At 69.9% G+C, this 16,238-nt stretch carries 18 protein-coding genes; 7 read left to right on the forward strand and 11 right to left on the reverse strand.

Annotation, left to right across the window (positions count from 1 at the left end):
• Window positions 1-27: 27 nt before the first annotated feature.
• From ACSQ2B_RS16135 to ACSQ2B_RS16150, 4 genes are all read right to left on the reverse strand, one after another.
• The gene (locus tag ACSQ2B_RS16135) at window positions 28-507 is read right to left on the reverse strand and encodes a hypothetical protein (RefSeq protein ID WP_436051391.1); all 480 of its coding nucleotides are present in this window, start codon (window positions 505-507) and stop codon (window positions 28-30) included.
• 145 nt (window positions 508-652) lie between these two features.
• On the reverse strand, window positions 653-1,450 hold the full coding sequence (locus ACSQ2B_RS16140) for a SirB1 family protein (RefSeq protein WP_436051393.1): 798 nt from the start codon (window positions 1,448-1,450) through the stop codon (window positions 653-655).
• A 231-nt stretch (window positions 1,451-1,681) separates the two neighbouring features.
• Window positions 1,682-2,458: a hypothetical protein gene (locus ACSQ2B_RS16145; RefSeq protein ID WP_436051395.1), complete on the reverse strand. Its 777-nt coding sequence runs from the start codon at window positions 2,456-2,458 to the stop codon at window positions 1,682-1,684.
• Window positions 2,459-2,525: 67 nt separating this feature from the next.
• Entirely contained in the window at window positions 2,526-3,473 is a 948-nt protein-coding gene (locus ACSQ2B_RS16150) for an ABC transporter ATP-binding protein (RefSeq protein ID WP_436051397.1), read from the reverse strand.
• Between the two features lie 172 nt (window positions 3,474-3,645).
• Between ACSQ2B_RS16150 and ACSQ2B_RS16155 the strand changes: the two genes are divergently transcribed.
• Complete coding sequence (locus ACSQ2B_RS16155) at window positions 3,646-3,897, forward strand: zinc-finger domain-containing protein (protein ID WP_436052583.1); 252 nt, start codon at window positions 3,646-3,648, stop codon at window positions 3,895-3,897.
• Window positions 3,898-3,982: 85 nt separating this feature from the next.
• On the opposite strand, the gene ACSQ2B_RS16160 is transcribed toward ACSQ2B_RS16155, so the two are convergent.
• From ACSQ2B_RS16160 to hrcA, 4 genes are all read right to left on the reverse strand, one after another.
• Window positions 3,983-5,794 carry a methyl-accepting chemotaxis protein gene (locus ACSQ2B_RS16160; protein WP_436051399.1) on the reverse strand — a complete coding sequence of 604 codons (1,812 nt, stop codon included), beginning with the start codon at window positions 5,792-5,794 and terminating at the stop codon, window positions 3,983-3,985.
• Between the two features lie 118 nt (window positions 5,795-5,912).
• Window positions 5,913-7,031: a DNA polymerase III subunit beta gene (gene dnaN / locus ACSQ2B_RS16165; RefSeq protein WP_436051401.1), complete on the reverse strand. Its 1,119-nt coding sequence runs from the start codon at window positions 7,029-7,031 to the stop codon at window positions 5,913-5,915.
• Between the two features lie 311 nt (window positions 7,032-7,342).
• Complete coding sequence (gene grpE, locus ACSQ2B_RS16170; RefSeq protein ID WP_436051402.1) at window positions 7,343-7,951, reverse strand: nucleotide exchange factor GrpE; 609 nt, start codon at window positions 7,949-7,951, stop codon at window positions 7,343-7,345.
• A gap of 19 nt (window positions 7,952-7,970) precedes the next feature.
• The gene (gene hrcA, locus ACSQ2B_RS16175) at window positions 7,971-9,068 is read right to left on the reverse strand and encodes a heat-inducible transcriptional repressor HrcA (RefSeq protein ID WP_436051404.1); all 1,098 of its coding nucleotides are present in this window, start codon (window positions 9,066-9,068) and stop codon (window positions 7,971-7,973) included.
• 76 nt (window positions 9,069-9,144) lie between these two features.
• Between hrcA and rph the strand changes: the two genes are divergently transcribed.
• Window positions 9,145-9,861 carry a ribonuclease PH gene (rph, locus tag ACSQ2B_RS16180; protein ID WP_436051406.1) on the forward strand — a complete coding sequence of 239 codons (717 nt, stop codon included), beginning with the start codon at window positions 9,145-9,147 and terminating at the stop codon, window positions 9,859-9,861.
• Between the two features lie 170 nt (window positions 9,862-10,031).
• On the opposite strand, the gene ACSQ2B_RS16185 is transcribed toward rph, so the two are convergent.
• Window positions 10,032-10,265 carry a helix-turn-helix domain-containing protein gene (locus tag ACSQ2B_RS16185; protein ID WP_436051407.1) on the reverse strand — a complete coding sequence of 78 codons (234 nt, stop codon included), beginning with the start codon at window positions 10,263-10,265 and terminating at the stop codon, window positions 10,032-10,034.
• A 23-nt stretch (window positions 10,266-10,288) separates the two neighbouring features.
• The gene (locus tag ACSQ2B_RS16190; protein WP_436051408.1) at window positions 10,289-10,813 is read right to left on the reverse strand and encodes a DUF2975 domain-containing protein; all 525 of its coding nucleotides are present in this window, start codon (window positions 10,811-10,813) and stop codon (window positions 10,289-10,291) included.
• 366 nt (window positions 10,814-11,179) lie between these two features.
• On the opposite strand from ACSQ2B_RS16190, the gene rdgB reads away from it, so the two are divergent.
• Both rdgB and hemW read left to right on the forward strand, forming a co-directional pair.
• Window positions 11,180-11,779 (forward strand): RdgB/HAM1 family non-canonical purine NTP pyrophosphatase, encoded by a 600-nt coding sequence (rdgB, locus tag ACSQ2B_RS16195; RefSeq protein ID WP_436051410.1) that lies wholly within the window; start codon window positions 11,180-11,182, stop codon window positions 11,777-11,779.
• A complete protein-coding gene (hemW, locus tag ACSQ2B_RS16200) occupies window positions 11,776-12,918 on the forward strand; it encodes a radical SAM family heme chaperone HemW (RefSeq protein ID WP_436051411.1) in 1,143 nt (380 codons plus the stop codon). Before rdgB ends, hemW begins: the two co-directional genes overlap by 4 nt.
• A gap of 1 nt (window position 12,919) precedes the next feature.
• Here the strand turns inward: hemW and glf are convergent, their stop codons facing one another.
• Window positions 12,920-14,059, reverse strand: a complete 1,140-nt coding sequence (glf, locus tag ACSQ2B_RS16205; RefSeq protein ID WP_436051413.1) for a UDP-galactopyranose mutase — start codon at window positions 14,057-14,059, stop codon at window positions 12,920-12,922.
• Window positions 14,060-14,178: 119 nt separating this feature from the next.
• Between glf and rsmI the strand changes: the two genes are divergently transcribed.
• From rsmI to ACSQ2B_RS16220, 3 genes are read left to right on the forward strand one after another with little or no spacing between them, the layout of a single operon-like run.
• Window positions 14,179-15,048 carry a 16S rRNA (cytidine(1402)-2'-O)-methyltransferase gene (rsmI, locus tag ACSQ2B_RS16210; protein ID WP_436051415.1) on the forward strand — a complete coding sequence of 290 codons (870 nt, stop codon included), beginning with the start codon at window positions 14,179-14,181 and terminating at the stop codon, window positions 15,046-15,048.
• Window positions 15,045-15,419, forward strand: coding sequence for a YraN family protein (locus ACSQ2B_RS16215; RefSeq protein ID WP_436051416.1), 375 nt, complete (start codon window positions 15,045-15,047; stop codon window positions 15,417-15,419). The genes rsmI and ACSQ2B_RS16215 overlap by 4 nt, the downstream gene beginning before the upstream one ends.
• Before the next feature lie 2 nt (window positions 15,420-15,421).
• The gene (locus ACSQ2B_RS16220; RefSeq protein ID WP_436051418.1) at window positions 15,422-16,237 is read left to right on the forward strand and encodes a SirB1 family protein; all 816 of its coding nucleotides are present in this window, start codon (window positions 15,422-15,424) and stop codon (window positions 16,235-16,237) included.
• Window position 16,238: the final 1 nt, after the last annotated feature.

A 16,238-nucleotide genomic window follows, 5' to 3' on the forward strand; every position in this document is an offset into this window, starting at 1 on the left:
AACGACCGCCTTCCTGCCGCGCCAGGGCTAGACCTCGCTGACGTCCCAGCCCTTGATTGCGCCCTGGTCCATCGCCCGCTGCAGGTAGATGTCGAGGTGGACCAGCTTGCCCGCCGCGTTGAACTCATAGACCGACATCGAGTTGACGACGTCGGTGTTCGCCCCGGTGGTGGCGCGCTCCTCGAGCTCGAGGAAGACGCGGCCGTCGACCTCGGTCACGTGTTTTGTCGTGCAGTCCCAGTTGGTCAGGGTCGGGGCCCACTGGTGGATCAGGCCGATGTACTGGTCCCAGTTCACCACCTCCTTGAAGCAGCCGACCCGGACGAAGTCGTCCACCGCCACCAGCTCCGCCAGCGGGGCCCAGTCCTCGAAGCGGAAACCCGGCTCCCGGGACTGGTTGACCAGCCGTTTGAAGCGGGCGCCGTACTCCAGCACGACGCGCGTCATCGGCCCATCGGTCAGGGGCTTGCGATCGTCCAGGCGGCTCGTTTCGATCTGCGCGTCCATGTCGGCGCTCTCCCTATGTCGGGACGCTCTCGTGCGTCGCAGCGCGCTGCGACCGGCGTCTGACGAAAGTCTCGCGCCGGAGAATTGGCGAGGCAATGGCGCCCTAGCGTCACCCAGGACCACTTTTTTCCGGGACGGAGCAGCCTTAGTCGGTCAGGGCGTCCAGCGCGCTCGTCACATGGCTTCGAAGGCCGGGGTCGCGCGTGGTCTCCAGCATGGCGGCGAGGCTCTCGCGGGCGGCGACGGCGTCTCCGAGCGCGCGTTCCAGGCGGGCGCGCTCCCACCACCCCGCGCTATAGGCCGGCGCCACGGTGGTGATCCGCTGCAGCACGGCAAGCGCCCGGGGAAGCTCGCCCGCTCGCTCGGCCCGGGTCGCCTGGTTCATCAGCAGGCGCACCAGCACCGCCCGGTTCGACATTGGCGCTAGGTGGTCGGGGGCGACGGCGTCCAGGCTGTCCTCGGTCGTCTGCAGCAGGGCGGCGAGCTGGGCGCCGCCGACCACGCCGCCGCGGTTGAACGGATCGATCACCAGGGCCGGCTGGCCGATCGCCGCCAGGACATGCCCGGGCGTGTTGAGCACATGGGCCGCCCAGCCCAGCCGGCGGGCCGCCGCGACATAGAGGATCGCCAGCGCGACCGGCAGTCCGCGCCGCCGGTCGATGACCCGGATCAGGTCGGCGTTGGCAGGGTCGTCATAGGTCTTGCGGTCACCCTCGAAGCCGAACTCGGCGGCCAACACGTCGGCCAGTTCGGCGGCCTGCTCCCGCGGCGTGCGCGCCGCCGCCGCACGGACGGCGAGCCGCTCGGTGATCCGCTCCAGCAGTTCGAGATAGCCTGCAAGCTCCACCTCGGGATGGTCGAGGGCGGCGATCTCCAGCGCCGCCGTGTCCAGCTCGAGGTCGGCTTCGTCGATGAGGCCGAGACTGGCGATCTGCTCGATCATGACCCGATACCTTTCGCGCGATCGGCGCACCATGACAGATGGGATGGCGGCGATCTTCCCCCAAGGGTCTAGTGCGCTGGATCTGAAGTTCGCCAGCTCATGGGTTATGTCTCGGCGCGAGCTTCAGATCCAAAAAAGCGCACTAGAAACTTACACTTGCTAGTGTCCTGATCGATTCCGAAGTTCGTCCGAGCCTGCCACGAGGCGCCTGCGAACTTCGGAATCGGGACACTAGCCGCCCATCATCTGGAGGGTGTCGGCCATCGTCCCTTGCGGCACGCGGATCAGACCGCTCCTCGGCCGGTCGAGGTCGAGGATGACGCTGAAGGCGAGGGCGAAGAGGGCCAGGAGGGCGAGCGAGGCCGCGCGATGGCGCAGGCCCGCGCCGCAGATGCCGTAGCCGAGCACGACGGCCGAGGCGATCAGGTAGAGGCTGAGCGTGAGCAGCACGCTGGGCGGCAGGCGCGCGGCCAGCGCGGCCTTGCGCGCACTGGCTGCGTCGAAGGCGTCGTTGAGCGGCGCCAGCACGAAGCCCGCCAGCGGCGTCGTGCGGCTGGGGCCGACAAGCCGCACGGCCTCGTCCCAGATCGGCGGCTGCTGGCGGGCGGTCTCCCGGTCGGCCGCCCTCTGGGTCTCGCCCCCGTTCAGGCCAAACGTGAGCCGGGTCTGGGCGTAGTTGCGCATCAGGGCGCGCAGCCGGCCCGGGTCGTCGAGCACCGAGGTCCTGAGATAGGCCGTGCCCAGGGCGTTGGCCTCGGTCACCACCAGCTCGCGCCGGGTCTCATGACGGTTCAGCGCCATGCCGAAGCTGAAGGCCATCAGCAGGGCCAGGAGGCCCAGGACCGCGGTGAGGACGACGGTTTCGTCCGCCGGCGGGTCGCCAGCCTCGGACGCGCGGATCAGCCGGCGGCGCGACCAGGCCCCGACCTCGCGCGCCAACCCCATGCCGACGAAGATCAGGATGAGGACGATCCAGAGCGGAACCTCCTCGAAGAGCCGTTCGACCATGGTCCGCACCCGATGAAGTCCGGGACCAGCATCGCCAAGCCCGGCAGGCTTGGCAATCGCGCGCGCCTCAAGCCGCTTCCGGTGGCGCCGAGGTCAGGGCGACGAAGACGTCCTCCAGGTCCGGGTCCTCGGTGGAGATGTCCTTGATGTGCAGGCCCGCGGCGCGGATGGCGGCCAGCACCTGCTCGACGCTGGAGAGGCCAGTGCGATAGCTGACCGAAAAGCCGCCGGCCTTGGTCAGCCGGGTCTCGAAGCCCGGCAGGACCGGGACCGTGGTCACCGGCTCTTCCGGCGTGACCAGGACGTGGCGGGTGTCCATGCGCTGCAGCAGGGTGGTCGTTGGCTCGCAGGCCACCACCTGGCCGCGGTTGATGATGGCGATCTGATCGCAGAGCTCCTGGGCCTCTTCCAGGTAGTGGGTGGTGAGCACGATGGTCACGCCCTTGCGGTTCAGCTCCAGCACATAGGCCCAGAGCTGGCGGCGCAGCTCGACGTCGACGCCGGCGGTCGGCTCGTCGAGGATCAGCACCGGCGGATTGTGCACCATGGCCTTGGCCACCATCACCCGGCGCTTCATCCCGCCCGACAGCTGGCGGACATAGGCGTTGGCCTTGTCGGCGAGACCCAGGGCGGTGAGCAGCTCCATGGTCCGCCGCTCCTTGGGCGGAACGGCGTACATGCCAGCGGCCACCTCCAGGGCTTCGCGCGGGGTGAAGAAGGGATCGACGGCGATCTCCTGGGGCACCACGCCGATGGCGGCGCGCGCGTCGCGCGGGCGCTCGTCGATGTCGCGTCCCCAGATCCGCACCTCGCCGGAGGTCTTCCGGCAGAGCCCCGAGAGGATGTTGATGAAGGTCGACTTGCCGGCCCCGTTGGGACCCAGCAGGCCGAAGATCGAGCCGCGCGGGATGGCCAGGTCGACGCCGCGAAGGGCGCGCATCTCCGGCGTGGTCTTGGTCGCCGGGTAGGTCTTGACGAGGTTGCGGGCCTCGATGGCGTAGTCGGGAAGGGTCATCGAAGGCTGGGGACCTCGTTGGCGCCGCGTCTCGATTGACTGGGAAAGGCGCGGTCGCATACCTAGGCGCGCATCGCGCCCACGCCAAGCCGGGCCGCGATTTCCAGAGGGGCACGTCATGGCTCGCCAAAGTCGCAACAAGGGCGCTTCCGCCCAGGTCAAGGTTGAGCCCATGCCGGCGCGTCCCGCGCTGACGCCGGACCTGCCGGCGCCGGAGACCATCGTCGTGCGCTCGGGCCGGATCGCCTGCGACGGCGTCGGCGGGGCCCTGGGGCACCCACGGGTCTGGCTGGAAATGGGCGAGGCCGCCTTCGTCGAATGCCCCTACTGCGACCGCCGCTTTGTCCTCGCCACGGACGCCGGCGAAGGCGAGGAGGACGAGCGCCTGGCCCCGGGCGTCTACGAAGGCTCCCACGGGCACTAAGCGTCGCCGACACCCTCAACGAACGGTCATCCCCGCGAAAGCGGGGACCCAGGGTTTCTGGGTGTCTAAGGCCTAGGACCGGAGCCTAGGCCGCCCGCGCGCCCGCCACGGTCCGAGCGCTCGCGCCGGCCTCGCCGAGGCGGAAGCGGCCGACCATGCGGACCAGCTCCTCGCTCTTGCCGGATAGCTGCTGGGTGGCGGCGGCGGATTCTTCGACCATGGCGGCATTGCGCTGGGTCATCTGGTCCATTTCCGTGACCGCCACATTGACCTGCTGAAGCCCGTTGGACTGTTCCTGGGTCGAGCTGGCGATCTCGCTGATCACGCTGGCGATCTCGCCGACCTGGGCGACGATCCGCTGCAGCGCCTCGCCGGTCCGCGCCACCAGATCGACGCCCTTGCCGACCTGCTCGCCGGAGGTGTTGATCAGGGTCTTGATCTCCTTGGCCGCGTCGGCGGAGCGCTGGGCCAGAGCCCGCACCTCGGAGGCGACGACCGCGAAGCCCTTGCCGGCTTCACCGGCGCGGGCGGCTTCGACGCCGGCGTTCAGGGCCAGCAGGTTGGTCTGGAAGGCGATCTCGTCGATCACCCCGATGATCTGGCCGATCTCGCCGGCCGAGCGCTCGATGCCGCCCATGGCGTCCACCGCCTGGCGGACGATCTCGCCGGAGACCTCGGCGTCGGAGCGCGCGGCGGTGACGATGCGGTCGGCGTTGCGCGCGCCCTCGGCGGTGCGGCCGACGGTGACGGTGATCTCCTCAAGCGCGGCGGCGGTCTCCTCCAGGTTGGCGGCCTGGCGCTCGGTGCGGCGCGCGAGGTCTTCGGAGGCGGCGCTGATCTCGCTGGTGCTCGATCGGACGCCGCTGGTGGCGGTGTTGATGACCTTCAGCGTGTCCTGCAGCCGGCTGATGGCGCCGTTGAAGTCCTGGCGCAGTTTCTCGTAGTCCGGCGGGAAGGGCGTCGCGATGCGGAAGGTGAGTTCGCCGGCCGAGAGCTGTTCGAGGCCCAGCCCCACCGCCTTGACCACCTCGGCCTGTTCACGGGCGGCCTGGGCCTCCGCCGCGGCGGCGCGGGCGCGTTCGGTCTCGGTCTGCCGACGCTGCTCGGCGCTCTCGCCTTCGAGGCGCAGCTTGTCGAGCGCGGCCTCCTTGAAGCTCTGCACCGCGGCGGCCATGGCGCCGATCTCGTCGCCGCGACCGATTCCGGGCGGCGAGACCTCGTGGTCGCCCTCGGCGAGCTTGCGCATCACCGAGGTCATTCCGGCGATCGGAACCGCGACGGCGCGCGACAGCAGCCCGGCCATGAAGACCGCGAAGGCGATGGCCGCCACGCCGGCGCCGACCATCACGACGGTGGCCTTGCGGATGGCGCTGAGCTGAGCGGCGGCGTTCGCCGCCTGGATCTTGTCCTGAGCCGTATTGAGGCCCTTCAGGCCGGCGCGCAGCTTGCTGAGCGACTTTCGGCCCAGCATGTCGAACGCCTGAGGCTTGGTGGCGGGATCCTGGGCGAGGGCGATGACCGGCTCGCCATAGGTGGCGCGCCAGGTGTCGAACTCTTTCTTCAGCGCCACGGCGCGCGCGGCCTGCTCGGCGTCGTCAGACTGGCTGCGGAAGCTCTCGAGCGCCTTGTCGAGCTTCGCCGAGCTCTCGTGATAGGTCTTCAGGAAGGCCGGCTCGCCGGCGATGGCGAAGCCCCGCAGGGCGTTCTGCATCTCCAGCATGCCCGTATGGGCGGCGCTCAGTTCGTCGGCGCGCTCGCTCGAGCGGACGGTCTGGTCGACGGCGTGGTGGATGGCCCGCAGCTGGTGCATGACCAGGGCGTTCGCGCCGACCAGGATGAGGATCAGGCCGGCGAAGGCGCCCGAAAGCTTGCGCGAAATCCTCAAGTTTTTGAACACGGCGCGGGCTCCCGACGGACCGAACCGTCGGCCCTCGGGCGGACCATCCCATGCGCCGAGTTGATTTAACCTTACCTGGGGGAAACCATGTCGAGCGGCCGAGCGCTCCGACCCGGCCTTAGACCCGCAGGGGCATCAGGATGTACTGGACGTCGGCGTCGGCCGGATCGAGCACCAGGGCCGGATCGTTGGGGCCGCCGAAGCGCAGCTCGGCCATCCCGCCGGAGATCTGGTCGGTGATGTCCATCAGGTAGCGGGCGTTGAACGACAGCTCGAAGGCGTCGCCGTCGTAGTCGATCTCCAGCTCCTCGACGGCCTGGCCGGCTTCCATGTTGCGCACGGTCAGCACCACCCGGCCGCTCTCGATCGCCATGCGCACCGAGCGGCTCTTTTCCGCCGAGATGGTGGCGACCCGGTCGACGGCCTGGGCGAACAGCTTGGCGTCGACGCGGACGATGCGGTTGTTGTCCTTCGGGATGACCCGCGTGTAGTCGGGGAAATTGCCGTCGATCACCTTGGACGTCAGCGCCGCCCCGTTCACCTCGAAGCGGACCTTCTGCGGACTGACCGCCAGCTCCACGGTCTCGCCGGCGTCGTCGAGCAGGCGGCGGGCCTCGCCGATGGTCTTGCGCGGCACGATGACGCCCGGCGTCCCGGCCGCCCCTTCCGGCGCCGCCATCTCGGCCAACGCCAGACGGCTGCCGTCAGTGGCCACCGCGCGCAGCTTCAGCACGCCGTTATCGGTGACGGTGTGGATGTAGAGGCCGTTCAGATAGTAGCGGGTCTCCTCCGCCGAGATGGCGAAGCGGGTCTTGTCGATCAGCCGGATCAGGTCGTTGGCGTCCACCGTCATCCGGCTGGTCAGGCCCTCGGAAGACATGATCGGGAAATCGCCGGCCGGCAGCACCGGCAGGCTGAAGCGCGAACGGCCGGCCTGGACCGTCAGCCGCGGGTCCTCGCCGTTGAAGGTCAGCGCGACGTCGGCCCCGTCCGGCAGCTTGCGCACGATCTCGTAGAGCGTGTGGGCCGGCGCGGTGATCTGGCCCGGCTGGTCGACCTGAGCGAAGGCCTCGTCGATGATCTCCATGTCGAGGTCGGTGGCCGAGAAGCTCAGCTTGTCGCGTTCGGCCGAGAGCAGCACGTTCGACAGGATCGGAATGGTGTTCCGGCGCTCGACGGCGCTCTGCACATGCCCGAGCGCCTTCAACAGCGCCGCCCGTTCGATCGTCAGCTTCATGCCCTGGTCCCGCTCGCGCACGCGCCGGCGCGAATCATGCGCCCGGCGCCCCCCGACTGGAGGGGACTTGCGACATTAGCCAATTTCGCAAGGGGGGGAAGAGGGGGAAGCGCGAGAGTTGATGCGCCGCCTGGGAGGCGGGCTATCGCATACAAATAACACACGTCATCCCGGACGGCCTGCAAGGCCGATCCGGGACCCAGGGCGGCGTGCATGGCCCTGGGTCCCGGCTCTACGCTGCGCTTCGGTCGGGATGACGGCTGGATTGTTTTATCCGTCCGCCCCAACCTGACGGCGTTCGGCGCCGGATCCTACGCCCGCGTATCGACCGAGCCGCCGCCTTGGGCTTCATCGTTGGCGGCGTAGGGATTGGAGCCGCCTTCGGGCGGCGCCGGCGCGACCTTGGCGGCGACCACCACCATGGCCGGGCGCACCAGGCGGCCGAGCAGGTCGTAGCCGGGCTGCAGCACCTGGATGACGCCGCCGGGGGCCACGTCGCTGCCGGGCTGCTCCATCATCGCCTGGTGCTTGTTGGGGTCGAACTTCTCCCCGCGGGCGGGGTCGATCCTCTTCAGGCCGTTCCGCTCGAAGGCGCCTTGCAGCTCCTTCTCGGTCATCTCGACGCCGACCACGAAGTTCTTCACCGCCGGATCGGCGCTCTCCGCCGGCTGGGCCGCCAGCGCGCGGGCCAGGTTGTCGGCGACGCCCAGCAGGTCGCGGGCGAATTTCTGAATGGCGTAGGCGCGCGCGTCGTTGGCTTCGCGCTCGGCGCGGCGACGGGTGTTGTCGGCCTCGGCCGCATAACGGAGCACCTGCTCCTTCAGCGCTGCGGTCTCGGCGCGCAGCGCCTCATAGGCGTCCTCGCCGGCTTCCTGGGTCGTCGCCTGGACGTCCGGCTCGGGCGTTTGGTCTTCGGACATGTCTTACCTGGCTCGCGAGTTAAGCGTTCATCACCTGGCCAAGCACGCGGGCGGTGTAGTCCACCAGCGGAATGATCCGGGCGTAGTTGAGACGGGCCGGCCCGATCACCCCGATCGCGCCCAACACCCGCTGTGAGCCCGTCATATAGGGCGCCGCGATGACGGCGGAACCCGAAAGCGAGAAGAGACGGGTCTCGGCGCCGATGAAGATGCGCACGCCCTCCCCGTCCCGCACCCCGTCGAGCAGCTGAATCAGCTGTTCCTTTTGCTCCAGATCCTCGAACAGCGAACGCACCCGCTCCAGGTCCTCCGCCGTCTCGCGCGACTCCAGAAGATTGGCGCGGCCGCGGACGATCAGCGAGCGGTCCTCGGCTGCGCCGCCGCTCCAGGCGGCCATGCCGTCCTCGACCAGGCGCGCCGCCGTCTCGTCGAGCTCGCGCCGGGCGCCGTCGAGCTCGGTGCGCAGATCGACCCGCGCCTCCACCAGGGTGCGTCCGCGCAGGCGCGAATTGAGGAAGTTGGAGGCCTCCTGCAGGGCCGAGGGCGTCACCCCGGCGGGCAGGCGGATCAGCCGGTTCTCCACCGTGCCATCCTCGAACACCATGATCGCCAGGGTCCGCTCCGCCCCCAGGGCGACGAACTCGACGTGCTTGACGCCAGCGTCGCGCGTGGGTGTCACCACCATCGCCGCCCCGCCGGCCAGGCCCGAGAGAATGGCGCTGGCCTCGTTCAGCGCGTCTTCGTAGTTGCGGCCGTGGGCGCGCAGGCGCGCATCGATCGAGCGCCGCTCATCCTCCGCGACATCCCCCACCTCGAGAAGCCCGTCGACGAACAGCCTGAGGCCCGCATGCGTCGGCAACCGTCCGGCGCTGACGTGCGGCGCGCCCAGCAGGCCCAGCTGCGTCAGATCCTGCATGGTGTTGCGGATCGAGGCGGGCGAGAGCAACAGCCCGCTTTTGGACAGGGTGCGGGAGCCGACAGGCTCGCCGGTGTCGAGATAGCTCTCGACGATGCGGCGAAAAATATCCCTCGCCCGTTCGTCGAGCTCGGCCAAAGAAGGCCCGCGAGCGAAGATAGGCGTGTTCACGTCGGATGCTCGTCCGTCTGTGCGCCCCATGGACTGGACCGGTTCGATCTAGGATAAGCGCGACCTTCAAGCTTGCAAGACGCGTCGCAATCCCAAGGAGTTCCGCATGCGCCCTTCCGAACGTGTGGCCGATGCGCTGCGACCCGTCACCCTGGAGACAGGGGTCAACCGCTACGCCGAGGGATCCTGCCTGGTGAGCTTCGGCCACACCAAGGTCCTGGTCACGGCCAGCCTCGAAGAAGGCGTGCCGCCCTTCCTGCGCGGACGCGGCCAGGGCTGGGTGACGGCCGAGTACGGCATGCTGCCGCGCGCCACCCACACCCGCGGCCGCCGCGAGGCCGCTCAGGGCAAACAGTCTGGCCGCACCCAGGAGATCCAGCGGCTGATCGGCCGCTCGATGCGGGCGGTGGTCGATATGAAGGCGCTGGGCGAACGCCAGATCACCCTCGACTGCGACGTCATCCAGGCCGACGGCGGCACTCGCACCGCCGCCATCACCGGCGGCTGGGTCGCGCTCAAGCTCTGCACCCGCTACCTGCTGGAGGAAGGCCTGATCACCACCGACCCGGTTCTTGACCAGGTGGCGGCGATCAGCTGCGGCGTCTTCTCGGGCACTCCGGTGCTCGACCTCGACTACGAGGAGGACTCCAACGCCGAGGCCGACAGCAACTTCGTGCTGACCGGCAAGGGCGACATCGTCGAGATCCAGGCCACCGGCGAGAAGCGCGGCTTCAGCGAGGGCGAGTTCGAGGCGCTGTTCTCCCTGGCCCGCAAGGGCATCCGCGAACTCTGCGTCGCCCAGCGGGCGGCGGTGGGGGGCTAGGGGCGCTCCCCTCTCCCCGTTCTTCCGTCATGGCCGGGCCTCGTCCCGGCCACCCATGAACGTCGAAGTTCCGGGACTATCTCCAACCATCAGTGTGCATGGGTTCCCGGCACCTAGGCCGGGAATGACGTTGAGAGGGGTGCGGGGACGCCGGACCATGACGGACAGCGCTATTCCTCCTCCTCCGGCTCCTCGGCCGGCCCCGCCTCGTAGACGAGCAGATCCCCCGGCTGGCAATCGAGCTCGCGGCACAGGGCCGCGAGCGTCGAGAAGCGCACGGCGCGGGCCTTGCCGGTCTTGAGGATCGACAGATTGGCGATGGTCACGCCGACGCGGTCCGCCAGCTCGGTCAGAGACATGCGGCGGTCGATGAGGATCCGGTCGAGGCTTACGCGGATGGGCATGGATCAGGCGCGGGTCCGGGGCTCTAGATCGTCAGCTCGGCTTCGCGGCGCAGGCGCGCGCCCTCGCGGAACACCTCCGCCAGGACGAACACCACCAGCACCGAGAACCACGCCGTCAGGCTGAAGCTCGGGCGCACGTCGCGCACCCAGGGCAGCCAGGCGCTGATCCCCCAGACCGCGTAGCGTCCGAGTTCGAGCACCGCAAGCATCAGCCCGATCAGCCGCAGCCGGTTGACGTTGTCCGGATGGAAGGGGTCGCCGGCGGTCAGCGTCACGAAGATCCGCCGCAGGGCGCCGATGATCAGCAGCACGCTCGCCATGTAGAAGCCGGCGGCGAGCAGGCCGCCGACCACCAGGGGCGCGCGCTCGGCGAACTGCACCCCGTCGGAGATCTTCACATTCGCCAGCAGCGAGGGGTTGAAGGCGAACAGCAGGGCCGCGAGCGCCAGGAGGGCTGCGCCGATGACGCCCGCCACCAGGGCGACATAGACCACGTCCAGGATGATCTTGAGGAAGCTGGAAACCGACCCCGGACCCAACGCGCGCATGCGACCCCCCTTTCCGACTCGCCCGGCCTGAGCCGCGCGGCCTTGGCCAACCCCACGTGGAGCCTAGTGGAACATGCCGCCTGTAGCGACCGTCAGGACCGGGAACATGGCGAAGGCGGTGAAGAAGCTGAGCGCGACGCGGTCGAAGATCTTGGACAGGTTCGAGGGCATGGGAGCCTCCTTGGGGCTTGCTGCGGTGCAGCGGGGTTGAATGAAGCGACATCGCTTCCATGCCGGTAATCAATATGGACACATCGATTTTCGATCAAATGAATATCGATTAACAATATTAAACTTTCGCAATGCGGCAGGCCGCTTCGGCGTTATGGTCCGCGAGCAAGCCCACCCCGGACGGAGAGACGATCGATGGCCCTGACGTTGGAGCCTGGCGCGAAGCTGGTGGTGGCGACCCACAATCCCGGCAAGGCGCGCGAGCTCGCCGAAATTCTGGAAAATCGTTTCCAGCTGATCACCGCCGGCGACCTGGACCTGTCCGAACCCGAGGAGACCGAGACCAGCTTCGTCGGCAACGCCCTGCTGAAGGCGCGTGCGGCGGCCGACGCCAGCGGCCTGCCGGCCCTGGCCGACGACTCCGGCCTGTCGGTCAGCGCCCTGGAGGGCGCGCCGGGGATCTATTCCGCCCGCTGGGCGGGGCCCGAGCGCGACTTCTACGCCGCCATGCGCAAGGTCGAGGAACGGCTCGAGGAGGCCGACGGCGACGACCGCTCGGCCTGGTTCACCTGCGCGCTGGCCCTGGCCTGGCCGCACGGCGCGGCGGTGGTGGTCGAGGGCCGGGTCGACGGGACCCTGGCCTTCCCGCCGCGTGGCGAGCGCGGCTTCGGCTATGACCCGATCTTCGTCCCCGAGGGCGGCGACCTCACATTCGGCGAGATGGAGCCGGCGGCGAAGGACGCCATGAGCCACCGCGCCCTCGCCTTCGCCAAGTTGAAGGCGGCGCTCTGGTGACCACGCCCCCGCCGCTCGGGGTCTATGTCCACTGGCCCTATTGCGCGCGCATCTGCCCCTATTGCGACTTCAACGTCTTCCGGGTGCGGCGGCCGGACGAGCCTGCGACCCTGGCCCGGGCCATCCTCGCCGACCTCGAAGCCCAGGCGCAGCTCACCGGGCCGCGCACCCTGGTCTCGGTCTTCTTCGGCGGCGGCACGCCCTCGCTGATGGATCCGGCCTGGGCGGCGCAGATCGTCGCCAAGGCCCGCCAGCTCTGGACCCCCGCCCCGGACCTCGAGGTCAGCCTCGAAGCCAATCCCACCGACGCCGAGGCTGATCGGTTCGAGGCCTTCGCTGCGGCCGGCGTGTCGCGGCTGTCGCTGGGCCTGCAGGCGATGGACGATGCGGCCCTGGCCTTCCTCGGCCGCAACCATGATGCAGCGACTGGGATCCGCGCCGCCAAGGCCGCCGCCAAGGCCTTTCCGCGGCTGTCGCTCGACCTGATCTACGCCCGGCCCGGCCAGACGGCGGGCAGTTGGGCCGAGGAGCTGCGCCAGGCGGTGGATCTAGGCGCCGAGCACCTGTCGCCCTATCAGCTGACCATCGAGGCCGGTACAGCATTTGACCGAGCGGTACAGAGAGGCCGGTTCGCCGCGGCGGACCCTGAGCTCGGCGCGGTCCTCTACGAGACCACCCAGGCGGTTCTCGAGGCCCAGGGCTTCACCGCCTACGAGGTCTCCAACCACGCCCGCGGCGCGGCGGCGCGGTCACGCCACAACCTCGTCTACTGGCGCGGTGAGGACTATGTCGGCGCAGGTCCCGGGGCGCATGGGCGGATCACCCGCGGGGCTGTGCGCCACGCCACCGTCGGCGAGAGCCGGCCCGCCAACTACGTCGCCCGCGTCGCCGCGCACGGAACCGGCTTTCCCGCGCTGGAGGCGCTGAGCCCGCTGGAGGCGGCGGAGGAGCGGGTGCTGAGCGGCCTGCGCATCGAAGACGGCGTGCCGCGCGCCGAGCTGGCTGTCCTCGACCTGTCGCCGGCGCGAACCGCCTCCCTCGTCGAGCTCGGCCTGCTGGCCGACGACCCCGAGCGGCTGCGGGCGACCCCGGCCGGCCGGCTGGTGCTCGACCGGCTGACCGCAGAGCTGCTGACCTGATCTATTTCGCGGGCGTCGCTTCGGCCGCCGGCAGAGCCGACTGGATGCGCCGGAACGTCGCCAGCGCCTGCCCGACCACCTGGTCCATGTTGTAGTATCGATAGGTCGCCAGCCGGCCCACGAACCAGACGTCCGGCGTCGCCAGGGCCAAGGCCTCGTAGCGCTTGTAGAGCGCCTCGTTCTCGGGTCGCGGCACCGGATAGTAGGGGTCGCCCTCGGCCGTCGGATATTCGTAGGTGACGGTGGTCTTCGAATGCTCCTGTCCGGTGAGGTGCTTGTACTCGGTGATCCGGGTGTAGGCCTCGCTCATGGGATAGTTGACCACGGCCACCGGCTGGAACTGCGGCTGGTCCAGGGTGACATGGTCGAACCTCAGCGAACGGTAGGGCAGCCTGCCGAAGCGGAAGTCGAAGAATTCGTCGACCTGCCCAGTCCAGATCAGGCCGCGGCGGGGCTTGAGGTGGCGGATGTCGGCGAAGTCGGTTCCCAGCCGCGCCTCGATCAGCGGGCTGGCCAGAAGGCGGTGGAACATGGCCGTGTAGCCGGCGTCGGGCATGACTTGGAACTGGTCGGTGAAATAGCGGTCGTCGCGGTCGGTGCGGGTCGGCACCCGCGCCGTGACAGCCCTGTCCAGCTCGGACGGGTCCAGCCCCCACTGCTTGCGGGTGTAGCCGCGGAAGAACTTTTCGTAGAGCTCGCGGCCGACGCGCGAGACCACCACGTCCTCGGAGGTGCGGATCTCCTCGACCGGCTCCGCGCGGGCGGCGAACCAGGCTTCCAGCTCTTCGGAGGTCAGCGACAGGCCGTAGAGCCGGTTGATGGTGTCCAGGTTGATCGGGATCGGCAGCAGCTGGCCGTCGACCTGGGCCCGCACCCGGTGTTCGTAGGGTCGCCAGGCGGTGAAGCGAGACAGGTAGTCAAAGATCGCCTGGGCGTTGGTGTGGAAGATATGCGGGCCGTAGCGGTGCATCAGCACGCCGGCGGCGTCGTACTGGTCGTAGGCGTTCCCGCCGATGTGGTCGCGGCGGTCGACGATCAGCACCCGCTCGCCACGCTCGGCGGCGATCCGTTCGGCGAGCACGCTGCCGGCGAAGCCCGCCCCGACGATCAACCAGTCGTACGTCGCCCGCTCGTCCGCCATCCGCCCCTGATCTCCGCGTCGCCCTTCCCGCCGCTGCTACAACCTGTCGGCCAGGCGCGCCAGGGCGCGTGGCGCCGCGGAGGCTTGCCATCGGGCTCGCCAGCGGCGAAGCCTGCGCCATGGCACGCCCCCTCCCCTCGCCGGTCCTCGACGACGCCCCGCTGGCGCCCGGCCTCTACGTGGTGGCCACGCCGATCGGCAACCTGCGCGACATCAGCCTGCGCGCCCTCGACGTCCTCGCGGGTTGCGACTTCGTCCTATGCGAGGACACCCGGGTCAGCGGCAAGCTGCTGTCCCTCTTTGGCCTGTCGAAGAAGCTGGAGCGCTACGACGAGCACGCCGCCGAGCGCACCCGACCCAAGGTGATGGCGGCCCTGGCCGAGGGCGGGCGCGTGGCGCTGATCTCCGACGCCGGCACCCCGCTGGTCTCCGACCCCGGCTACCGCCTGGTGCGCGAAGCGGCGGAAGCCGGCCACCGGGTCTATCCGATCCCCGGGGCCTCGGCGCTCCTGGCCGGGCTTTCGGTCGCCGGCCTGCCCACCGACCGCTTCCTGTTCGCCGGTTTTCCACCGCCGAAGAGCGCCGCGCGCCGCACCTTCCTGGAGGAGGTGGCCGGGATCCGCGCGACCCTGGTCTTCTTCGAGGGCGGCTCGCGGCTGGCCGACAGTCTCGCCGACATGGCGGTGGTGCTGGGCGACCGCGAGGCGGTGGTCTGCCGCGAACTGACCAAGCTCTACGAAACCGTCGTGCGCGGCCCCCTGAGCCAGCTCGCCGCCGATCCGCAATTCACCGCACCGAAGGGCGAGCTCGTCATCCTCGTCGGGCCCGGCCGCGAGCAGGAGGCCACCGCCGCCGACGCCGACACCGCCCTGGCCGACGCCCTGACCCGACTGAAGCCCGCGGAGGCCGCCGCCGAGGTCGCCAAGGCCCTGGGCCTCTCACGGCGCGATCTCTACAAGCGCGCGCTTGCTCTCAAGGACCGCGGGTGAAATCGGTCCGCGCAATCCGCGGCGCGGCGGCGCGCCGCGCCGGCCGTCAGGGCGAGATCGTGGCGGCGCTGTGGCTGATGGCCAAGGGCTATCGGATCCTCGGCTTCAGGCTGAAGACGCCGCAGGCGGAGATCGACCTGCTGGCGCTGCGCGGCCGGACCCTGGCGGTGGTCGAGGTCAAACGCCGCGGCGACCTGCTCGCGGCGCTGGAGGCCGTCGGCTTCGACCAGCGCGACCGTCTGCGGCGGGCGGGGCTGGCGATCGCCGCGAAACGGCCGGCCCTGGCGGGTGCGGCGGTTCGTCTCGACCTCTTGGCGCTCGCGCCCGGCCGCCTTCCTATGCATATTCCCGACGCTTGGAAGGGCGCTTAAGGGTGACGCGAGAAGAAGCTGAGGCATTCCTGCTGGAGGCCGGCTCCGCCAAGGACGGGGAATTTCCCCTGCTCGAGGCGGCGATCGCCTGCGCCGTCCATGAGGACCCTACGCGCGACCCGCAGACGGCGCGCGACCTCGGCGCCGTTGGCGTCGAGCGACTGACCCAGCGCCTCAAGCGCGAAAGCGCCGAGGAAGCCCTCGCCGAGACCATGGCCGGCGACCTCAGTCTCGCCGGCGACCTCTTCACCTATGACGACCCGGAAAACGCCGACATCATCTCCGTGAGCGTTCGCCGCAAGGGGCTGGCCGTGAGCCTGGGGGTCTACTACCTGCACGTGGCCCGCCGCTGCAGCCTGACGCTGCAGGGCGTCGACTTCCCCGGCCACTTCCTGCTGCGCATCGAGACCGAGGAAGGCCCCCTGGCGCTCGACCCCTTCAGCGAAGGCCGGGTGGTGCTGCCGTCGGAGCTCACCCGCCGGGCGCTGCATGCCGGCCTGACTCCCAATGTCGCCGACCGGTTGGACCGGCTGATGGCGCCGGTCAGCGACCGCGCCGTCCTGATCCGCCTGCAGAACACCATCTATGCCCGGGCCTCGGCGATACGCGACTTCGCCCGGGCCGAGCACGCTGCGATGCGCCGCGCCCTGCTCGATCCCAACGACCACCGCCCCTGGCTCGACGTCGCCGCCGCCCGCGAGGGCCAGGGCGCCCTGGCTGGCGCGCTCGAGGCCCTGGCGCGCGCCACCACCCTCGATGGCGGCGCGGCCCTCGCCGCCCGCGCCCAGCGCGAACGCGTTCGCCTGCGGCTCAACTAGC

The sequence above is a fragment of the Phenylobacterium sp. LjRoot225 genome, from assembly GCF_964252855.1.
Lineage (GTDB): Bacteria > Pseudomonadota > Alphaproteobacteria > Caulobacterales > Caulobacteraceae > Phenylobacterium.

What these genes read in the sequence shown, in the direction of transcription:
- ACSQ2B_RS16135 (WP_436051391.1), bottom strand. Translation starts at nt 507, where the DNA reads ATGGACGCGCAGATCGAAACGAGCCGCCTGGACGATCGCAAGCCCCTG.
- ACSQ2B_RS16140 (WP_436051393.1), bottom strand. Translation starts at nt 1,450, where the DNA reads ATGATCGAGCAGATCGCCAGTCTCGGCCTCATCGACGAAGCCGACCTC.
- ACSQ2B_RS16145 (WP_436051395.1), bottom strand. Translation starts at nt 2,458, where the DNA reads ATGGTCGAACGGCTCTTCGAGGAGGTTCCGCTCTGGATCGTCCTCATC.
- ACSQ2B_RS16150 (WP_436051397.1), bottom strand. Translation starts at nt 3,473, where the DNA reads ATGACCCTTCCCGACTACGCCATCGAGGCCCGCAACCTCGTCAAGACC.
- ACSQ2B_RS16155 (WP_436052583.1), top strand. Translation starts at nt 3,646, where the DNA reads ATGCCGGCGCGTCCCGCGCTGACGCCGGACCTGCCGGCGCCGGAGACC.
- dnaN (WP_436051401.1), bottom strand. Translation starts at nt 7,031, where the DNA reads ATGAAGCTGACGATCGAACGGGCGGCGCTGTTGAAGGCGCTCGGGCAT.
- grpE (WP_436051402.1), bottom strand. Translation starts at nt 7,951, where the DNA reads ATGTCCGAAGACCAAACGCCCGAGCCGGACGTCCAGGCGACGACCCAG.
- hrcA (WP_436051404.1), bottom strand. Translation starts at nt 9,068, where the DNA reads ATGGGGCGCACAGACGGACGAGCATCCGACGTGAACACGCCTATCTTC.
- rph (WP_436051406.1), top strand. Translation starts at nt 9,145, where the DNA reads ATGCGCCCTTCCGAACGTGTGGCCGATGCGCTGCGACCCGTCACCCTG.
- ACSQ2B_RS16185 (WP_436051407.1), bottom strand. Translation starts at nt 10,265, where the DNA reads ATGCCCATCCGCGTAAGCCTCGACCGGATCCTCATCGACCGCCGCATG.
- ACSQ2B_RS16190 (WP_436051408.1), bottom strand. Translation starts at nt 10,813, where the DNA reads ATGCGCGCGTTGGGTCCGGGGTCGGTTTCCAGCTTCCTCAAGATCATC.
- rdgB (WP_436051410.1), top strand. Translation starts at nt 11,180, where the DNA reads ATGGCCCTGACGTTGGAGCCTGGCGCGAAGCTGGTGGTGGCGACCCAC.
- glf (WP_436051413.1), bottom strand. Translation starts at nt 14,059, where the DNA reads ATGGCGGACGAGCGGGCGACGTACGACTGGTTGATCGTCGGGGCGGGC.
- rsmI (WP_436051415.1), top strand. Translation starts at nt 14,179, where the DNA reads ATGGCACGCCCCCTCCCCTCGCCGGTCCTCGACGACGCCCCGCTGGCG.